Annotated in this window: 16 protein-coding genes; 14 read left to right on the forward strand and 2 right to left on the reverse strand. The window is 64.1% G+C overall.

All coding sequences use genetic code 11. From position 1 onward, the window contains the following. The first annotated feature begins 34 nt into the window (after positions 1-34). The 8 genes from RX331_RS03200 (at position 35) to phoB (ending at position 7,894) form a co-directional block, all read left to right on the forward strand. Positions 35-1,096: a lysylphosphatidylglycerol synthase domain-containing protein gene (locus tag RX331_RS03200; protein WP_317255212.1), complete on the forward strand. Its 1,062-nt coding sequence runs from the start codon at positions 35-37 to the stop codon at positions 1,094-1,096. A 44-nt stretch (positions 1,097-1,140) separates the two neighbouring features. Beyond that, positions 1,141-2,442, forward strand: a complete 1,302-nt coding sequence (locus tag RX331_RS03205; protein WP_317255213.1) for an ATP-binding protein — start codon at positions 1,141-1,143, stop codon at positions 2,440-2,442. 140 nt (positions 2,443-2,582) lie between these two features. Then, complete coding sequence (gene pstS / locus RX331_RS03210; protein ID WP_317255214.1) at positions 2,583-3,593, forward strand: phosphate ABC transporter substrate-binding protein PstS; 1,011 nt, start codon at positions 2,583-2,585, stop codon at positions 3,591-3,593. A gap of 195 nt (positions 3,594-3,788) precedes the next feature. Continuing rightward, positions 3,789-4,778, forward strand: a complete 990-nt coding sequence (gene pstC, locus RX331_RS03215; protein WP_317255215.1) for a phosphate ABC transporter permease subunit PstC — start codon at positions 3,789-3,791, stop codon at positions 4,776-4,778. A 1-nt stretch (position 4,779) separates the two neighbouring features. Next, positions 4,780-5,625, forward strand: a complete 846-nt coding sequence (gene pstA, locus RX331_RS03220) for a phosphate ABC transporter permease PstA (protein WP_317255216.1) — start codon at positions 4,780-4,782, stop codon at positions 5,623-5,625. Beyond that, positions 5,622-6,443, forward strand: coding sequence for a phosphate ABC transporter ATP-binding protein PstB (gene pstB / locus RX331_RS03225; RefSeq protein WP_317255217.1), 822 nt, complete (start codon positions 5,622-5,624; stop codon positions 6,441-6,443). Before pstA ends, pstB begins: the two co-directional genes overlap by 4 nt. A 13-nt stretch (positions 6,444-6,456) precedes the next feature. Beyond that, entirely contained in the window at positions 6,457-7,173 is a 717-nt protein-coding gene (gene phoU, locus RX331_RS03230; RefSeq protein WP_317255218.1) for a phosphate signaling complex protein PhoU, read from the forward strand. 10 nt (positions 7,174-7,183) lie between these two features. Beyond that, positions 7,184-7,894 (forward strand): phosphate regulon transcriptional regulator PhoB, encoded by a 711-nt coding sequence (phoB, locus tag RX331_RS03235; protein WP_283031785.1) that lies wholly within the window; start codon positions 7,184-7,186, stop codon positions 7,892-7,894. Between the two features lie 191 nt (positions 7,895-8,085). On the opposite strand, the gene RX331_RS03240 is transcribed toward phoB, so the two are convergent. Then, on the reverse strand, positions 8,086-8,598 hold the full coding sequence (locus RX331_RS03240) for a GcrA family cell cycle regulator (RefSeq protein ID WP_317255219.1): 513 nt from the start codon (positions 8,596-8,598) through the stop codon (positions 8,086-8,088). A 503-nt stretch (positions 8,599-9,101) separates the two neighbouring features. Here RX331_RS03240 and RX331_RS03245 point away from each other — a divergent pair. The 3 genes from RX331_RS03245 to RX331_RS03255 all read left to right on the forward strand — a co-directional run bounded on the left by RX331_RS03245 (position 9,102) and on the right by RX331_RS03255 (position 12,458). After that, positions 9,102-10,310, forward strand: coding sequence for an aspartate aminotransferase family protein (locus RX331_RS03245; RefSeq protein WP_317255220.1), 1,209 nt, complete (start codon positions 9,102-9,104; stop codon positions 10,308-10,310). Next, complete coding sequence (argF, locus tag RX331_RS03250; RefSeq protein WP_317255221.1) at positions 10,310-11,236, forward strand: ornithine carbamoyltransferase; 927 nt, start codon at positions 10,310-10,312, stop codon at positions 11,234-11,236. Before RX331_RS03245 ends, argF begins: the two co-directional genes overlap by 1 nt. A gap of 217 nt (positions 11,237-11,453) precedes the next feature. Then, positions 11,454-12,458 (forward strand): Hsp33 family molecular chaperone, encoded by a 1,005-nt coding sequence (locus RX331_RS03255; protein WP_317255222.1) that lies wholly within the window; start codon positions 11,454-11,456, stop codon positions 12,456-12,458. A gap of 260 nt (positions 12,459-12,718) precedes the next feature. On the opposite strand, the gene apaG is transcribed toward RX331_RS03255, so the two are convergent. Continuing rightward, entirely contained in the window at positions 12,719-13,114 is a 396-nt protein-coding gene (gene apaG / locus RX331_RS03260; RefSeq protein ID WP_317255223.1) for a Co2+/Mg2+ efflux protein ApaG, read from the reverse strand. Positions 13,115-13,352: 238 nt separating this feature from the next. On the opposite strand from apaG, the gene RX331_RS03265 reads away from it, so the two are divergent. From RX331_RS03265 to RX331_RS03275, 3 genes are read left to right on the forward strand one after another with little or no spacing between them, the layout of a single operon-like run. After that, complete coding sequence (locus RX331_RS03265; RefSeq protein WP_317255224.1) at positions 13,353-14,600, forward strand: OpgC domain-containing protein; 1,248 nt, start codon at positions 13,353-13,355, stop codon at positions 14,598-14,600. Continuing rightward, positions 14,597-15,379 carry an SGNH/GDSL hydrolase family protein gene (locus RX331_RS03270; protein WP_317255225.1) on the forward strand — a complete coding sequence of 261 codons (783 nt, stop codon included), beginning with the start codon at positions 14,597-14,599 and terminating at the stop codon, positions 15,377-15,379. Before RX331_RS03265 ends, RX331_RS03270 begins: the two co-directional genes overlap by 4 nt. Before the next feature lie 11 nt (positions 15,380-15,390). After that, on the forward strand, positions 15,391-16,446 hold the full coding sequence (locus RX331_RS03275) for an SGNH/GDSL hydrolase family protein (protein ID WP_317255226.1): 1,056 nt from the start codon (positions 15,391-15,393) through the stop codon (positions 16,444-16,446). The last annotated feature ends 101 nt before the right edge of the window (positions 16,447-16,547 follow it).

Here is a 16,547-nt window from a genome sequence, read left to right on the forward strand (position 1 = left end):
TGCCGTTGTCACGGAAACGCAATTCGAGGTGTAGATGCTGGAAGCAATACGCAGGGCGATCTCGTTTCTGCGCCAGAAGCAGGTCCTGCACAAGCTCGGGGTCTTGATCAGCATCACGGTGATCGCCGTTGCGTGCTACGTGCTCTATCACATGCTCCGTGGCATCGACACCAATGAGGTGATCGACGCCATCAAGAGCACCGAGCCGACCCAGGTCGCGCTGGCGGCCCTGTTCGTCGCAGCGGGCTATTTCACGCTCACCTTCTATGACTGGTTCGCGGTCCGCGCCATCGGCCAGCGCCATGTGCCTTATCGCATCAACGCGCTGGCTGCGTTCACCTCCTATTCGATCGGGCACAATGTCGGCGCCAGCGTCTTCACCGGCGGCGCGGTGCGCTACCGCATCTATTCGGCCTGGGGGCTGAATGCGATCGACGTCGCCAAGATCTGCTTCCTCGCCGGGCTGACCTTCTGGCTCGGCAATGCCGCGGTGCTCGGCCTTGGCATCGCCTACCATCCGGAGGCGGCCGCCTCGATTGACCAGCTGCCGCCCTGGCTCAACCGCATCGCGGCGTTCGGCATCCTCCTCGCCCTGTTCGGATATGTGGCCTGGGTCTGGGCCGCGCCCCGTGGCGTCGGCCGCGGGCCATGGACGGTGACGCTGCCGGGCGGCCCGCTGACGCTGCTGCAGATCGCCATCGGCATCATCGATCTCGGCTTCTGTGCGCTTGCCATGTACATGCTGGTGCCGGACGAGCCGCAAATCGGCTTCGTCGTGGTCGCGGTGATCTTCGTCTCGGCGACGCTATTGGGGTTTGCCAGCCATTCGCCGGGCGGGCTCGGCGTGTTCGATGCCGCCATGCTGGTCGGGCTCTGGCAGATGGACCGGGAGGAACTGCTCGCCGGCATGCTGCTGTTCCGCGTGCTCTATTATATCGGGCCGTTTGTCATTTCTGTAATCTTGCTGACGCTTAGGGAGATTATCATCGGCGCGCGTTCGAAGCGCCTGCGCCAATTGGCGCCTGCTGCCGACCCCCAGCCGCCGAGGCATGAGGCCGCCGTCTATGTGCGCGAGCGTGGGGAAACGGGCACCTGATGACGCGGCGGGCGCCTCAGCTTTAGAGGAAGAAAGCCTGCGCCATGGCGGTTGACGATTCTCATTCTGCCTCCTTCTTTGCACCCTGGCCGGACCGGCTGAGGCATTCGGCCATCATCCTGCTCGCGGCGGGCTTTGCGCTGTGCGCGCTGGTGCTGCTGGCCGATCTGTCGCTGGCGCGTGCGCTGGCCGTTTTCATCTGCATCGCCGCGGCGGCGCTGGTGCCATGGCGGCTGCACGATGGCGTCAGCTCCCGCGAGGATGTCGGCGCGGTGCGCCCCGTGGAGACCGCCGCCGTCAGCGCGGTCGTATCAGGCATGCCGGATCCCGCCGTGTTGCTCGACCGCGCCGGGCGCGTCATCCATCTCAATGCGGCGGCAGCCCAGCTTGCGCCAGCGCTGCGCAAGAACGAGCTGGCGCAGTTCGCGCTGCGCTCGCCCGAGATCGTCACCGCGCTGCGCGAGGCGATCGTCACCACCGAGCCGCGCCGCGCCAGCTATCTCGATCAGGGGCCGGTCGACCGCTGGATGGAGCTGATCATCACGCCGGTGCCGGTGCCGACGACGTTCGGCGGCACCGAGAAATGCATGCTGCTGACCTTCCACGACCAGACGCCGCTGCGGCGGGTCGAGGAAATGCGCGCCGATTTCGTCGCCAATGCCAGCCACGAATTGCGCACCCCGCTGGCCGCTTTGTCCGGCTTCATCGATACGCTGCAGGGGCCGGCCAAGGAGGACTCCAAGGCGCGCGAGCGCTTTCTCTCCATCATGCATGCGCAGGCGACGCGGATGGCGCGGCTGATCGACGATCTTCTGTCGCTGTCGCGGGTCGAATTGTCGGCGCATGTGCAGCCCGAATCCTCGGTCGATATCGTCCCCATCATTCGCCAGGTCGCCGATGGGTTGGAGCCGCTCGCCAGGGAGCGCCAGGTCGAAATCGAAATCGATCTGCCGGCCGCGCCGGTGCCGATCGCGGGTGACCGCGAGGAGCTGCTGCGCCTGTTCGAAAACCTCATCGAGAACGCGCTCAAATATGGCGCCTCCGGCGGACGGGTGATGGTTTCGCTGAAGGAGGCCACGGCGGCCGATGGCGGGCCGGAAGTCCGCGTCATGGTCCGCGATTTCGGCCCCGGCATCGCCCCGGAGCACCTGCCGCGGCTGACCGAGCGCTTTTACCGGGTCGATGTCGGCGACAGCCGCGCGCAGGGCGGAACCGGGCTCGGTTTATCCCTGGTGAAACACATTCTTAACCGTCATCGCGGCCGTCTTTTGATCGAAAGCGTGCCGAGGAACGGCGCGACGTTTACCGCCTGTTTTCCCCAGGCGAAGCCCCCGGCGTCAGCCTGATTACAAGCAATTTCAACCGCTTGTTGCTGTCATCCAACTGTCATCCAACGTTCGTAAAAGCTCTATCGACCGCTCCTACACGGGCGGTGTGAGCGCAATCGGGCGCACCGGCGCTTCGCTCACCAAGATGGAGACCAACCATGAATTTCATCAGGACAATCGTCGCCGCCGGCCTGGTCGCCGCGTCGACGTCAGCCTTCGCTGCCGACATCACCGGCGCAGGCGCGACGTTTCCCTTCCCGATCTATTCGAAATGGGCCGACGCCTACAAGAAGGAGACCGGTAACGGCCTGAACTACCAGTCGATCGGCTCCGGCGCCGGTATCAAGCAGATCCAGGCCAAGACCGTGACCTTCGGCGCCACCGACGCGCCGCTCAAGCACGAGCAGCTTGAAAAGGACGGCCTCGTGCAGTGGCCGATGGTGATGGGCGCGATCGTGCCGGTCGTGAACCTGGAAGGCGTCAAGCCGGGCGAACTGGTGCTGTCGGGCGAAGTGCTCGGCGACATCTATCTCGGCAAGATCAAGAAGTGGGACGATGCCGCGATCGCCAAGCTCAACCCGAAGCTGAAGCTGCCGGGTGACGCGATCACCGTGGTCCGCCGCTCCGACGGTTCGGGCACCACCTTCAACTTCACGGACTATCTGTCGAAGTCGAACGCCGAGTGGAAGGCCAAGGTCGGCTCCGGCACCGCGGTCGAATGGCCGACCGGCGTTGGCGCCAAGGGCAATGAAGGTGTTGCCGGCAATATCGGCCAGACCAAGAATGCGATCGGTTACGTCGAATACGCGTACGCCAAGCAGAACAAGCTGACCTATGCGGCGATGATTAACAAGGCCGGCAAGACGGTGCAGCCGACCATCGCAGCGTTCCAGGCGGCCGCTTCCAACGCCGACTGGGCCAAGGCGCCCGGCTATTACGTGATCCTCACCGACCAGCCCGGCGATGCGTCGTGGCCGATCACCGCGGCGACCTTCATCCTGATGCACAAGGATGCCACTGATAAGGCCGCCTCGCAGGAAGCCATCAAGTTCTTCAAATACGCGTTCGGGAAGGGCGGCAAGATGGCCGAAGAGCTCGACTACATCCCGATGCCGGAATCGGTGGTCAAGCTGATCGAGAAGACCTGGTCGGCCGAGATCAAGAGCTGACCGGATCTCATGTCCCGGACGCAGTGCGGCGCAACGCGCCGCACCCACAGAGCCGGGACCCACGCGTCACCAAGAACGCGTCAAAAAGATGGCCCCCGGCATAGCAGCGCACCGCTCATGCGCCGGGCTGCATCCGGGGCACGAGACGGATCGAACCGGATCGAATAGAAGTAAAGGGGATCGGGCGTGGCAGAAATGGCGGTTGAAAGCGACGTAATCGAAGCTGCCGGACCTTACGATCGCGCAAGGGCTCTCAGCGCGTTCAAGGTCGGCGACGTCACCTTCTACTGGATCACGCGGATCTGCGCGATCTCGGTCCTGCTGATCCTCGGCGGCATCATTCTCTCGCTGATCGTCGGTGCCTGGCCGGCGATCCGGGAATACGGTTTTGCATTCCTGACGACGCAGCGCTGGGCGCCGTCGGCCGATCCGCCGGTTCTGGGTGCGCTCGGCCCGGTCTACGGCACGCTGATCACCTCCGTCATCGCGATGATGATCGCGATCCCCGTCGGCCTCGGCATCGCGGTATTCCTCACCGAGATCTGCCCGATGTGGCTGCGCCGCCCGATCGGGCTGGCGGTCGAGCTGCTCGCCGGCATCCCCTCGATCATCTACGGCATGTGGGGCTTCTTCGTGCTCGGCCCGTTCCTGGCCAACACCTTCCAGCCCTTCATGATCAACCTGTTCGACGGCGTGCCGGTGCTGGGCGCGATCTTCGCAGGGCCCCCGTCCTATCTCAGCCTGTTCAACGCCTCGCTGATCCTCGCCATCATGGTGCTGCCCTTCATCACCTCGATCTCGGTCGACGTCTTCAAGACGGTGCCGCCGGTCCTGAAGGAAGCCGCCTACGGCGTCGGCTGCACCACCTGGGAAGTCGTCCGCAGCGTCGTCATCCCCTATACCCGCGTCGGCGTCATCGGCGGCGTCATGCTGGCGCTCGGCCGCGCGCTCGGCGAGACCATGGCGGTCACCTTCATCATCGGCAATTCGTTCAAGATCCAGTCCTCGATCTTCGCGCCAGGCACCACGATCTCGGCGGCGATCGCGTCCGAATTCGCCGAGAGCGACGGGTTGCACCAGTCCGGCCTGATCCTGCTAGGCCTTTTGCTGTTCATCCTGACGTTCTTCGTGCTTGCCGCCGCGCGGCTGATGCTGATGCGTCTGGAAAAGAAGGCGGGGAACTGACATGAACGCAATCTACGCTTCCCGCCGCCGCAAGAACATCGTCATCAAGTTCCTGTGCCTTGGGGCCGCGGCATTCGGCGTCACCTGGCTGGCGCTGATCCTGTTCACGCTGTTCTACAACGGCCTCACCGGGCTCAATCTCGCCGTCTTCGCCCAGGATACGCCGCCGCCCGGATCGACCGAGGGGGGACTGCGCAACGCCATCATCGGCTCGATCATCATGACCGCGATCGGCGTCGGCATCGGTGCGCCGCTCGGCCTGTTCGCGGGCACCTATCTCGCCGAATATGGCAAGCACGACAAACTGACCTCGGTGATCCGCTTCATCAACGACATCCTGCTTAGTGCGCCCTCGATCATCATCGGCCTGTTCATCTATGGCGCGGTCGTGGTGCCGATGCGCGGCTTCTCGGCGATCGCCGGTTGTCTCGCGCTCGCCGTGATCGTGATCCCCGTGGTGGTGCGCACCACCGAGGACATGCTGGGGCTGGTGCCGAATCCGTTGCGCGAGGCCGCTTCCGCGCTCGGCATGCCGCGCTCGCTGGTGATCCGGCGCATCGCCTACCGCGCTGCGCGCGCCGGCCTGATCACCGGCGTGCTGCTCGCCACCGCCCGCGTCGCCGGTGAAACCGCGCCGCTGCTGTTCACCGCGCTGTCGAACCAGTTCTTCAGCCTCGACCTCACCAAGACGATGGCGAACCTGCCGGTGACCATCAACAATTTCGTGCAGAGCCCCTATGCCTACTGGAAGCAGCTGGCCTGGGCCGGGGCGCTCCTGATCACGCTCACCGTATTGGCCCTGAATATTGGCGCGCGCATCCTTGGCGCCGAGAGGACATCCAAATGACCGAACTCTCCGTATCCGTAAGTACCGCGACCGGCCCAGCCCCGCAGCTGCCGCTGCCGGAAGCCGCGCCGAAGGTGACGGTCCGTAGCCTCAACTTCTACTACGGCGAACACCACGCGCTGAAGAACATCAACCTGACGCTCGGCACCAACCGCGTCACTGCCTTCATCGGCCCGTCCGGCTGCGGCAAGTCCACGCTGCTGCGCATCTTCAACCGGATGTACGATCTCTATCCCGGCCAGCGCGCCACCGGCCAGCTGCTGCTCGACCAGACCAACATCCTCGATCCCAAGCTCGACCTCAACCTGCTCCGCGCCCGCGTCGGCATGGTGTTTCAGAAGCCGACGCCGTTCCCGATGACGATCTACGAGAACATCGCCTTCGGTATCCGCCTCTATGAGAAGATCTCGAAGTCCGAGATGGACGACCGCGTCGAAAAGGCGCTGCGCGGCGGCGCGCTGTGGAACGAGGTCAAGGACAAGCTCAATGCCAGCGGGCTGTCGCTGTCCGGCGGCCAGCAGCAGCGGCTGTGCATCGCGCGCACGGTAGCGGTGCGACCCGAGGTGATTCTGTTCGACGAACCGTGTTCCGCGCTCGACCCGATCTCGACCGCCAAGATCGAGGAGCTGATCCAGGAACTGTCGGAGGACTACACCATCGCGATCGTCACGCATAACATGCAGCAGGCGGCGCGGGTCTCGGACAAGACAGCCTTCATGTATCTTGGCGAGCTGATCGAATTCGACGACACCAACAAGATTTTCACCTCGCCCGGCGATCGACGCACACAGGACTACATCACCGGCCGGTTTGGTTGAGGAGATTTGAGAGATGGCTTCCGAACACACCGCCAAGGCATTTGACAGCGACCTTCAGGAACTGACCCGTCTCGTCGCCGAGATGGGCGGCCTGGCTGAGCGCATGATCACCGAATCCGTCGACGCGCTGGTGCGCCGTGATGTTGCGCTCGGCAAGCGCGTCGTCGCCTCCGACGTCGAGATCGACCGCCTGCAGCATCTGATCGAGGAGCGCGCGGTGTTGACCATCGCCCGCCGCCAGCCGATGGCGATCGACTTGCGCGAAATCGTCGGCGCCATGCGCGTCGCCACCGACCTTGAGCGGATCGGCGACCTCGCCAAAAACATGGGCAAGCGCGTCTCGGCGCTGGAGAACGATTTCCAGCCGCTCAAGCTGATGCGCGGCCTCGAACATATGACCGACCTCGTGCAGTCGCAGGTCAAGTCGGTGCTGGACGCCTATGCAGCGCACGATCTGCCGGCCGCGATGGCGGTGTGGAAGGGCGACGAGGAAGTCGATGCCATCTGCACCTCGCTGTTCCGCGAGCTGCTCACCTATATGATGGAAGACCCGCGCAACATCTCGTTCTGTATTCACCTGATGTTCTGCGCCAAGAACATCGAGCGGATCGGCGACCACGCTACCAATATCGCGGAAACCGTATTCTACATGATCGAGGGACAGCAGATGCTCGACAAGCGCCCGAAGGGCGACATGACGACGTTTGCTGCGACCATTCCCAATAGCTGAGGATGACAGGATGAGCGCACGCATCATGGTGGTCGAGGACGAGGAAGCGCTGACCACGCTGTTGCGCTATAACCTCGACGCCGAAGGCTATGAGGTCGAGACCGTCGCCCGCGGCGATGATGCCGATACGCGGTTGAAGGAGCGGGTGCCGGATCTGGTCGTGCTCGACTGGATGCTGCCGGGCCTGTCAGGCATCGAGCTGTGCCGCCGCCTCCGGGCTCGGCCCGAGACCAAGCAGCTGCCGATCATCATGCTGACCGCGCGCGGCGAGGAAAGCGAGCGCGTGCGTGGGCTCGCGACCGGCGCCGACGACTACATCGTCAAGCCGTTCTCGGTGCCGGAACTGCTGGCGCGGGTGAAGGGCCTGCTGCGGCGCGCCAGCCCCGAGCGCCTTGCTACGGTGCTCACCTATGGCGACATCGAGCTCGACCGCGAGAAGCGCCGCGTCGCGCGCTCCGGCCGCCAGATCGATCTTGGCCCGACCGAATATCGCCTGCTGGAATTTTTCCTGGAGCATCCCGGCCGCGTCTTCAGCCGCGAGCAACTGCTCGACAGCGTCTGGGGCCGCGACATCTATATCGACGAGCGTACCGTCGACGTTCACATCGGCCGCCTGCGCAAGCTGCTCAACCCCGGCCGCGAGCAGGACCCGATCCGCACCGTGCGCGGCGCGGGCTATGCGCTGGATGACCGGTTCGCGAAGGCGGAGCAGCCACAGTAGCGTTCCGCGGTATCTCGGCTCGCATCACTGTCGTCCCGGCCCATATGCGCAATTGCGCATCAGGAGCCGGGACCCATAACCACAAATCTCGATTTTTGAAATGCGCTGGAGCTCCAGCTCGGCATAACCACAGACAATGGGGGTTATGGTCCCCGCCTTCGCGGGGACGACCTCATTGAGGCAGCTCGCCCTTACCGCGTCTGCTTCGGCTGCTGCCTCCGCCGATCGGCGGCCGGCTGATAGGCCACGCGCGAGTGGTGCGCGCAGTAGGGCAGGCCGGTGAGCGCCTTGCCGCCGCAGAAGAAGAACTCGGGGCTCGCGGGATCGCCGACCGGCCAGTGGCAGGTCGCCTCGTTCAGCTCGAGCAGCGACAGCCGCTGGCTCATCGGCACCACATTGTCGAAGGCGACCGGATCGGGCTCCAGCTCCACCTCGAAGGCGTGCGCGAGCGCGGTGTTGCCGCGCGACACCGGCCGCGATACCCGCATCATCTGCTGGGCGGCGGGGCGCGCCTTGCGCTGCCGCGGCGCGGCCGAGGAGGGGCTCTTGGCACGGCCGGACAGGCCTAGGCGGTGCACTTTGCCGATCACGGCGTTCCGCGTCACATTGCCGAGTTCCGCGGCTATCTGGCTGGCCGATAAACCGGCTTCCCAGAGCTTCTTCAGCTGCTCGACGCGATCGTCGGACCAGGTCAATACCGTCATCGTATGTTTCCCTTCGCGTCGCGCCGGCCAAATTCGGGGCAGCGCCCGCGGGTCATTCGTCTCAAAAATCCCTGCGGTCAGAATCCCTTAGCCCTCGCCGGGCGCGGAAGGGCGCCCGAACGTTTACGCTTTCACAAAAGACTCTTAAGGGATCAAAACTGCCGCACGAGATGTCGTACCCGACAGTCCAAAAGCTACAATATGGCGTGACTCGGGCGCAAGAGTCCGGGCCTCAACGTCCACATGTTCTGACATCTAGGCATTGCACTGCGTGTTTTCCACCACACCGCAATCCTACGGATTTTGCCATCCTGCACTGCAGGAACGGCCGTTCCATGGCGTGTTGACAGCGCCCCGCGCGCACATAGAATACCTCTCACGTGCCGCCCTTAAGAGGCGGCACGTTTCGTTTCGCAAGACCGGCTGTTGCCGCCTTCGCGCCAAGGCACGCGTGTGCTCCGCGGCAGGTCTTGAAGGCAGGTCTCCAACTTCAAGTGATCGTCATGACCAATAGCGCCACGTCGCATCTGCTCCCCGTCTTCGCCAGGGTCGATCTCGGCTTCGAAAGCGGGGAGGGCTGCTGGCTGACGTCGACCACCGGCGAGCGCTATCTCGACTTCACCTCGGGGGTTGCGGTGAACGCGCTGGGCCACTGTCATCCGCATCTGGTCAAGGCGCTGCAGGAGCAGTCGACAAAGCTCTGGCACATGTCGAACCTGTTCAAGTCGCCCGACGGCGAGAAGCTCGCCGCGCGGCTCTGCGAGCAGAGCTTTGCCGACCTGGTGTTCTTCTGCAATTCCGGCGCGGAAGCGATGGAAGGCGTGATCAAGGTGGTGCGCCGCTATCATGCTTCCAAGGGACACCCGGAGCGCTACCGCCTCATCACCTTCGAAGGCGCGTTCCACGGCCGCACCCTGGCGACGCTCGCTGCCACCGGCTCCGCCAAATATCTCGAAGGCTTTGGCCCGCCGATGGACGGTTTTGACCAGGTGCCGCATGGCGATCTCGAAGCCGTCAAGAAGGCGATCGGCCCGCAGACTGCCGGCATCCTGATCGAGCCGGTGCAGGGCGAGGGCGGCGTGCGCTCGGCGCCGCAGGCCTTCTTCAAGGCGCTGCGCCAGCTGTGCGACGAGAAGGGCCTGCTGCTCGCCTTCGACGAGGTGCAGACCGGCATGGGCCGCACCGGCGATCTCTTCGCCTACAAGCGCGTCGGCGTGACGCCGGATGTGATGTCGCTCGCCAAGGCGCTCGGCGGCGGTTTCCCGATCGGCGCAGTGCTGGCGACGGCGGAAGCCGGCTCCGGCATGACGCCGGGCTCGCACGGCTCGACGTTCGGCGGCAATCCGCTGGCGATCGCTGCCGCCAATGCCGTACTCGACGTGATGCTGAAACCCGGCTTCTTCGACCATGTGCAGAAGATGTCGCTGCTGCTCAAACAGAAGCTCGCCTCCGTGGTCGACCGCTATCCTGCCGTGCTCTCGGAAGTGCGCGGTGAGGGGCTCTTGGTCGGCGTCAAGGCCGTGGTGCCGTCGGGCGATCTAGTCAACGCGCTGCGCGATCAGAAACTGCTGACGGTGGGCGCCGGCGACAATGTCGTGCGTTTCCTCGCGCCCCTGATCGTGAGCGAGGCCGAGATCGACCAGTCCGTTCAGATGCTCGAAAGCGCCTGCGCCGCGTTGTCGGCTACACAGCTCAAGAAGGCGGCGGGATGATGAGCAAGTCCGTCCGTCACTTCCTCGATATCAACGAGCTGCCGTTAGACGAACTGCGCAACATGCTGGCCTTGAGCGCCGACATGAAGGCTAAGCTGAAGGCGCACGAGAGAAACAAGAAGCCGCTCGAAGGCAAGACGCTGGCGATGATCTTCGAGCGCCCCTCGACCCGCACGCGGGTCTCGTTCGACGTCGGCATGCGCCAGCTTGGCGGCGAGTCCATCATGCTGACCGGCGCCGAGATGCAGCTCGGCCGCGGCGAGACCATCGCCGACACCGCGCGCGTGCTGTCGCGCTATGTCGATGCGATCATGATCCGCATCCTCAACCACGATGCACTGCTGGAGCTCGCCGCGCACGCCACCGTGCCCGTGATCAACGGGCTGACGCGGCGCTCGCATCCCTGCCAGGTGATGGCCGACCTGATGACCTTTGAGGAGCATCGTGGGCCGATCGAGGGCAAGACGGTGGCCTGGACCGGCGACGACAACAACGTGCTGGCGTCCTGGGCGCACGCGGCCGAGCGCTTCAAGTTCAAGCTCAATGTCGCTACTCCGCCGGAGCTCGCGCCGAAAAAGGCGATGCGTGACTGGATCAAGGCGACCGGCGCGCCGATCGTGCTCGGCACCGATCCGGAAGCCGCCGTGCGCGGCGCCGATTGCGTCGTCACCGACACGTGGGTGTCGATGGGCGACAAGGAGGGCGAGCACCGTCACAACGTGCTGAAGCCCTACCAGGTCAACGAAAAACTGATGTCGCTGGCCAAGCCGGAGGCGATCTTCATGCACTGCCTGCCTGCACATCGCGGCGAGGAGGTCACCGATGAGGTGATCGACGGCCCGCAATCGGTCGTGTTCGAAGAGGCCGAGAACCGCCTGCATGCGCAAAAGGGCATTCTGGCCTGGTGTTTCAACGAAGTAGCGTAGGCGGATCTTCGCGACTTGCGTTCCCCGGACGCAGCGCAGCGCGCAAGCAGTGCGCTGCAGAGCCGGGGCCCATTTCGCTGCATGCACAATAGGTCCCGGCTCTGCGGAGCAGCGTTACACGCTGCACCGCGTCCGGGACATGAGAGAGCTGAACGGCCCTCAACGTTCCGCTCTTCACCCCTTACGCTTTGCCCTCTCAGACCCCAGATAGAGCGCCATGGTTTCACAATCCCCCGACATGAAAATCGCTGGCGATGCGCCCGTTCGCGCGCCGTCGGCCATTCCCGTCGATGATGCGGTGCTGCCGTTCGAGGTCGGCGCGCTCGACCTGCGCGGGCGGCTGACCCGGCTCGGCCCCGCGCTCGACGACATCCTGACGAAGCATGATTACCCGACGCCGGTCGGCAAGCTGCTCGGCGAAGCGATCGTGCTGGCGACGTTGCTCGGCTCGGCGCTGAAGTTCGAGGGCCGCTTCATCCTGCAGACGCAGACCGATGGCCCGGTGTCGTTCCTGATCGTCGATTTCCAGTCGCCCGATCGCCTGCGCGCCTATGCGCGCTACGACGTGCGGCGCCTGAAGGACGGTCTGACGTCCGGCCAGTTGCTCGGCAAGGGCCATCTGGCGATGACCATCGATCAGGGCGGCGACATGAGCCGCTATCAGGGCCTGGTCGCGCTCGACGGCGGCAGCCTGGAAGATGCTGCGCATGAATATTTCCTGCGCTCCGAGCAGATCCCGACCCGCGTGCGGCTTGCGGTCGGCGAGGAATGGCGCGGCGGCGACGGCGGCAAGCATCGCTGGCGTGCCGGCGGCATGCTGCTGCAATTCCTGCCGAAGGCGCCCGAGCGGGCGCGGCAGGCCGATCTGCATCCAGGCGATGCGCCTGAGGGCACGGAAGCGCATCAGGTCGCCGAGGACGATGCCTGGGTCGAGGGCCAGTCGCTGATCGGTACCGTCGAGGATGTCGAACTGATCGATCCCGACCTGTCGGGCGAGCGTCTCTTGTACCGCCTGTTCCACGAACGCGGCGTGCGCGTGTTCACGCCGCTGCCGCTGCGCGCGCAGTGCTCCTGCTCGCGCGAGGCGGTCTCGGCCATGCTGAAGAGTTTTGCGCCGAAGGACCGCGCCGACATGGTCAAAGACGGCAAGGTGGTGGTGACCTGCGAGTTCTGCTCCTCGGTCTACCAGTTCACGCCCCACGAAGCGGGCGTCGAGGAGTAGCGCTCAGTCATTGTTTCGTGGGGTGCGCAAAGGAGCGCAAGCAACGTGCCCACCATCTCTCACCAAGTGCGTTGCTTGATGGTGGGCACGCATCGATTTCGCTAGTCGCCGCCTCACATTCGGTTGTCATCGCCCGGCTTTGACATTATTCCAGAGACGCCAGTGCTCGAGCCGAGAAGCCGCGGCGTACTGGATCCCCGCCTTCGCGGGGATGACAGTCGGGGTTGATCGCCATCTCGCAACAACGGCGAGGGCTGCCCCTAATTCAACACTCGCCGCCCGTTATCCGGGCTATCCAGCGAGAACGTGGGCACGTCGATCTCGAAGCGTTCGCCCCCTTCGTTGACCATCTGGAAGCGTCCGGTCATGAAGCCGGAGGCGGTCTGCAGCGGCACGCCGCTGGTGTATTCGAAGCGCTCGCCCGGCGCCAAAACCGGCTGCTCGCCGACCACGCCTTCGCCGCGAACCTCCTGCTTGCGCCCGGTCGCGTCGGTGATGATCCAGTGCCGGGTGCGAAGCTGCACGGTCTCGGCGCCGGTATTGGTGATGACGATGGTGTAGGACCAGAAATACTGACCGCGATCGATCGACGAGCGCTCCGGCAGGAAGTTTGGTTCGACGGTAACTTCGATCTGGCGGGTGACGGCGCGGTACATGCGAGCAAATTTCCGGAAATCCTGCGCCTTATCATAGCCGGGAAAACCGGCGGAACCAATCGCCACGCCATCCGGTTTGTCGCTTGCCTGACCGCGGTTTCAACACAGTTCCGCTCTAGAGCGCAACCGCGCGCGGTCCGGCCCCGTATCTGCTGTTGGCGTATCTTGTGTGCAAGCTGCGGGCCGATATTATCTTTTCCGGACAGTGCACGCGTCAAAGCTCAACCAACGGTGCCCGATGTCGTCCATTGCCGATCCAGTTGCCGGAACGCCTCTCAGCGATGCCAAAGCCGGCGACGTCAAGGCCGCCGCCCCGGCGATTGCGCTGCCGGTCACCGGAGAGCGCGAATTGCGGCTCGACCTGTTTCGCGGCATGGCGCTGTGGCTGATCTTCATCGACCATCTGCCGACCAATATCCTGACCTGGTTCACGATCCGCAACTACGGATTTTCCGACGCCACCGAGATCTTCATCTTCATCTCCGGCTATACCGCCGCCTTTGTCTATGGCCGGGCGATGCTGGAGGCCGGGTTCGTCGTGGCGACCGCGCGCATCATGCGGCGGGTCTGGCAGATCTACGTCGCCCATGTGTTCCTGTTCACGATCTTCCTGGCGGAAATTTCCTATGTCGCGACCCGTTTCGAAAACCCGCTCTACAGCGAAGAAATGGGCATCATGGATTTCCTCAAGCAGCCCGACGTCACCATCGTCCAGGCGCTGCTGCTGCGCTTTCGCCCCGTCAACATGGACGTGCTGCCGCTCTACATTGTGCTGATGCTGTTCTTGCCTGTTATCCTGTGGCTGTTGAAGTGGCGGGCGGACATCGGACTGGCGTTGTCCGTGCTGCTCTACGCGCTGACCTGGCAGTTCGACTGGTACCTGACGGCCTATCCGAGCGGCTTCTGGATCTTCAATCCGTTTGCGTGGCAGTTGCTGTTCGTGTTCGGCGCCTGGTGCGCGCTCGGCGGGGCGCAGCGCATGTCGGCCATCCTGTCCTCGCAGGTGACGCTGTGGATCTGCGTTGCCTATCTGCTGTTCGCGTTCTTCGTCACGCTGACCTGGCACATCCCGCAGCTCAGCTTCCTGATGCCCAAGCGGCTCGAACAGTGGATGTATCCGATCACCAAGACGGATCTCGACGTGCTGCGCTTTGCCCATTTTTTGGCGCTGGCGGCGCTTACCGTGCGCTTCCTGCCGAGGAATTGGTCAGGGCTCAAATCGCCTTGGCTGCGACCACTGATCCTCTGCGGCCAGCATTCGCTTGAGATATTCTGCCTCGGCGTCTTCCTGGCCTTTGCGGGGCATTTCGTGCTGGCCGAAGTCGGCGGGGGGGCCCTCACGCACGCCCTCGTCAGCCTAGTTGGAATCCTCGCCATGTGGGGCATGGCGTGGGTAATTTCGTGGTACAAGCATTCGGCCGACAAGGGAGCGTCGAAAACGAAAAAGCCGGTCATCAATGCGGATATGGCGGGGGGAAGCGTATGAAACCCCGCTCCGGAGCTGTGCTGGTCCTGACGCTGTTCGCGGGCCTTGCAGCCGCCGGCCCCGTGCGCGCCCAGGATAAGGCCCAAGACAAGGATGCCGCCGCCGCGCAGACCTGCGAGGTCCCATCCTACCTCCTCGCCACCGAAAGCACTCTTCCGAAGGTCGCCGAGGCCGTCAAGAACGCCCGGCCGCTCACTGTCCTGGTAGTGGGAAGCCGCTCCTCGACCATCCTGTCCTCGGAGAGCAGCGCCTACCCGGCCAGACTGCAGGCGGCCCTGAAGGAGAAGCTGCCCACGATCCCGATCAACCTCTCCGTAGAACTACAGAGCGGCAAGACCGCCGAGGAGGTCGATGCCGGCCTCGTTAAGCTGGTGGAAGCAAAAAGGCCTACTTTGGTCATCTGGCAGACGGGAACCGTCGATGCTATGCGATCCGTCGATCCCGACGATTTTCGCGGTGCCATCGACAACGGGGTTGCTGCGCTGCAAAATGCGGGAACCGATGTAGTGCTGGTCAATCTGCAATATAGCCCTCGCACGGAAACGATGATTTCCGCGCCGCCATACCTAGATAACATGAAGGTTGTGGCGCAGCAGCACTCGGTTCCACTGTTCGACCGTTTTGCCATCATGCGTCACTGGAACGACGCTGGAGATTTCGATCTGTTCGGTAGTTTTCACGGCACCGACATGGCCAAACGGGTTCATGCCTGCCTCGGCCGCGCGCTGTCGAAATTTGTGCTCGATGCGGCCCGCCTCGATCCGGCGCAGCAAAATTAGGACTGGCGTTAATGAGTTCTCACTACCCTTTTCGTTTAACGATTTGGCTGGCCGTCTCCGCTGCTGCCGTGGCGCTGCTAGCGCCGGCGGCGCTGCAGGCGCAGACGGCTCCGCCCCCGGCCGGCCAGCACGCGGCGCTGTCCGATCAAGCCCAAACCGGCAACGCGTCTGAGAACAAGACCGGGAACGCTTCCGAAAACAAGGCTGAGCCAAAGCCGGCGCCTGAAAGCTCCGTGCCGTCAGCTGCTACGACGGCCAATGCCAATCCGGCCGCGAAGGGCATCACCGGCAAGGCGATCGACAAGGTGAAGGAGGCCGCCAAATCGGCCGGCGATATCTTCAGCCGCGTTCCCTGCCTGCCGCCGAAGGGCGCCTCCAAAACGATGGGCTCGCTGCCGCGCGTCGCAAGCAAGCTCGCGAACGGCCAGCCGGTGGTGATCGTCGCGTTCGGCTCGTCGTCGACGCAAGGCTACGGCTCCAGTGCGCCCGAGTTCACCTATCCCAACCGGCTCGCCGCGCAATTGCGCCGGCAATATCCGACGGCCTACATCTCCGTGGTCAACGCCGGCAAGGGCGGCGAGGACGCGCCGGAAATGATGAAACGGCTGCAGACCGCGGTGATCGATCTGCATCCGGACCTCGTGATCTGGCAGGTCGGCACCAACGCCGTGCTGCGCAACCTCGATCCGGACGAAACGGCCAAGCTCGTCGAGCAAGGCATCTCGCGCATTCAGGCCGTTGGCTCCGACGTCGTGCTGATCGATCCGCAATATTCACCGCGAGTCAACGAGCACGCTGAAAGCGCCGGCAAGATGACGAAGCTATTGGGCAAGGTCGCCGAACTGCGCAAGGTCGGAATCTTCCCGCGCTTCGCGGTCATGAAGGACTGGCACGAGAAGCAGGCGATCCCGATCGAGAATTTCGTGACCTCCGACGGCCTGCACATGAGCGACTGGGGCTATGCCTGCTTCGCGCAACTGCTCGGCGACGACATCATCAAGTCGGTCGGCCAGATCAAGCTCGGCGTCAACGTGCCCAGCGACGTGCGGACGTACCGGCCGATGTAGTTAGTGCTGTAGGGTGGGCGGAGCGAGCCCACCATCTCACGCCGCATATCCGGATAGCATGGTGGGCATGGCGCTACGCGCCTTTGCCCACCCTTCGCATC

The sequence above is a fragment of the Bradyrhizobium sp. BWA-3-5 genome, from assembly GCF_032917985.1.
GTDB lineage: Bacteria > Pseudomonadota > Alphaproteobacteria > Rhizobiales > Xanthobacteraceae > Bradyrhizobium.

Bases quoted from the DNA above. Each gene is read 5' to 3' on its own strand.
- RX331_RS03200 (WP_317255212.1), top strand. From the start codon at position 35: ATGCTGGAAGCAATACGCAGGGCGATCTCGTTTCTGCGCCAGAAGCAG.
- RX331_RS03205 (WP_317255213.1), top strand. From the start codon at position 1,141: ATGGCGGTTGACGATTCTCATTCTGCCTCCTTCTTTGCACCCTGGCCG.
- pstS (WP_317255214.1), top strand. From the start codon at position 2,583: ATGAATTTCATCAGGACAATCGTCGCCGCCGGCCTGGTCGCCGCGTCG.
- pstC (WP_317255215.1), top strand. From the start codon at position 3,789: ATGGCGGTTGAAAGCGACGTAATCGAAGCTGCCGGACCTTACGATCGC.
- pstA (WP_317255216.1), top strand. From the start codon at position 4,780: ATGAACGCAATCTACGCTTCCCGCCGCCGCAAGAACATCGTCATCAAG.
- pstB (WP_317255217.1), top strand. From the start codon at position 5,622: ATGACCGAACTCTCCGTATCCGTAAGTACCGCGACCGGCCCAGCCCCG.
- phoU (WP_317255218.1), top strand. From the start codon at position 6,457: ATGGCTTCCGAACACACCGCCAAGGCATTTGACAGCGACCTTCAGGAA.
- phoB (WP_283031785.1), top strand. From the start codon at position 7,184: ATGAGCGCACGCATCATGGTGGTCGAGGACGAGGAAGCGCTGACCACG.
- RX331_RS03240 (WP_317255219.1), bottom strand. From the start codon at position 8,598: ATGACGGTATTGACCTGGTCCGACGATCGCGTCGAGCAGCTGAAGAAG.
- RX331_RS03245 (WP_317255220.1), top strand. From the start codon at position 9,102: ATGACCAATAGCGCCACGTCGCATCTGCTCCCCGTCTTCGCCAGGGTC.
- argF (WP_317255221.1), top strand. From the start codon at position 10,310: ATGAGCAAGTCCGTCCGTCACTTCCTCGATATCAACGAGCTGCCGTTA.
- RX331_RS03255 (WP_317255222.1), top strand. From the start codon at position 11,454: ATGGTTTCACAATCCCCCGACATGAAAATCGCTGGCGATGCGCCCGTT.
- apaG (WP_317255223.1), bottom strand. From the start codon at position 13,114: ATGTACCGCGCCGTCACCCGCCAGATCGAAGTTACCGTCGAACCAAAC.
- RX331_RS03265 (WP_317255224.1), top strand. From the start codon at position 13,353: ATGTCGTCCATTGCCGATCCAGTTGCCGGAACGCCTCTCAGCGATGCC.
- RX331_RS03270 (WP_317255225.1), top strand. From the start codon at position 14,597: ATGAAACCCCGCTCCGGAGCTGTGCTGGTCCTGACGCTGTTCGCGGGC.
- RX331_RS03275 (WP_317255226.1), top strand. From the start codon at position 15,391: ATGAGTTCTCACTACCCTTTTCGTTTAACGATTTGGCTGGCCGTCTCC.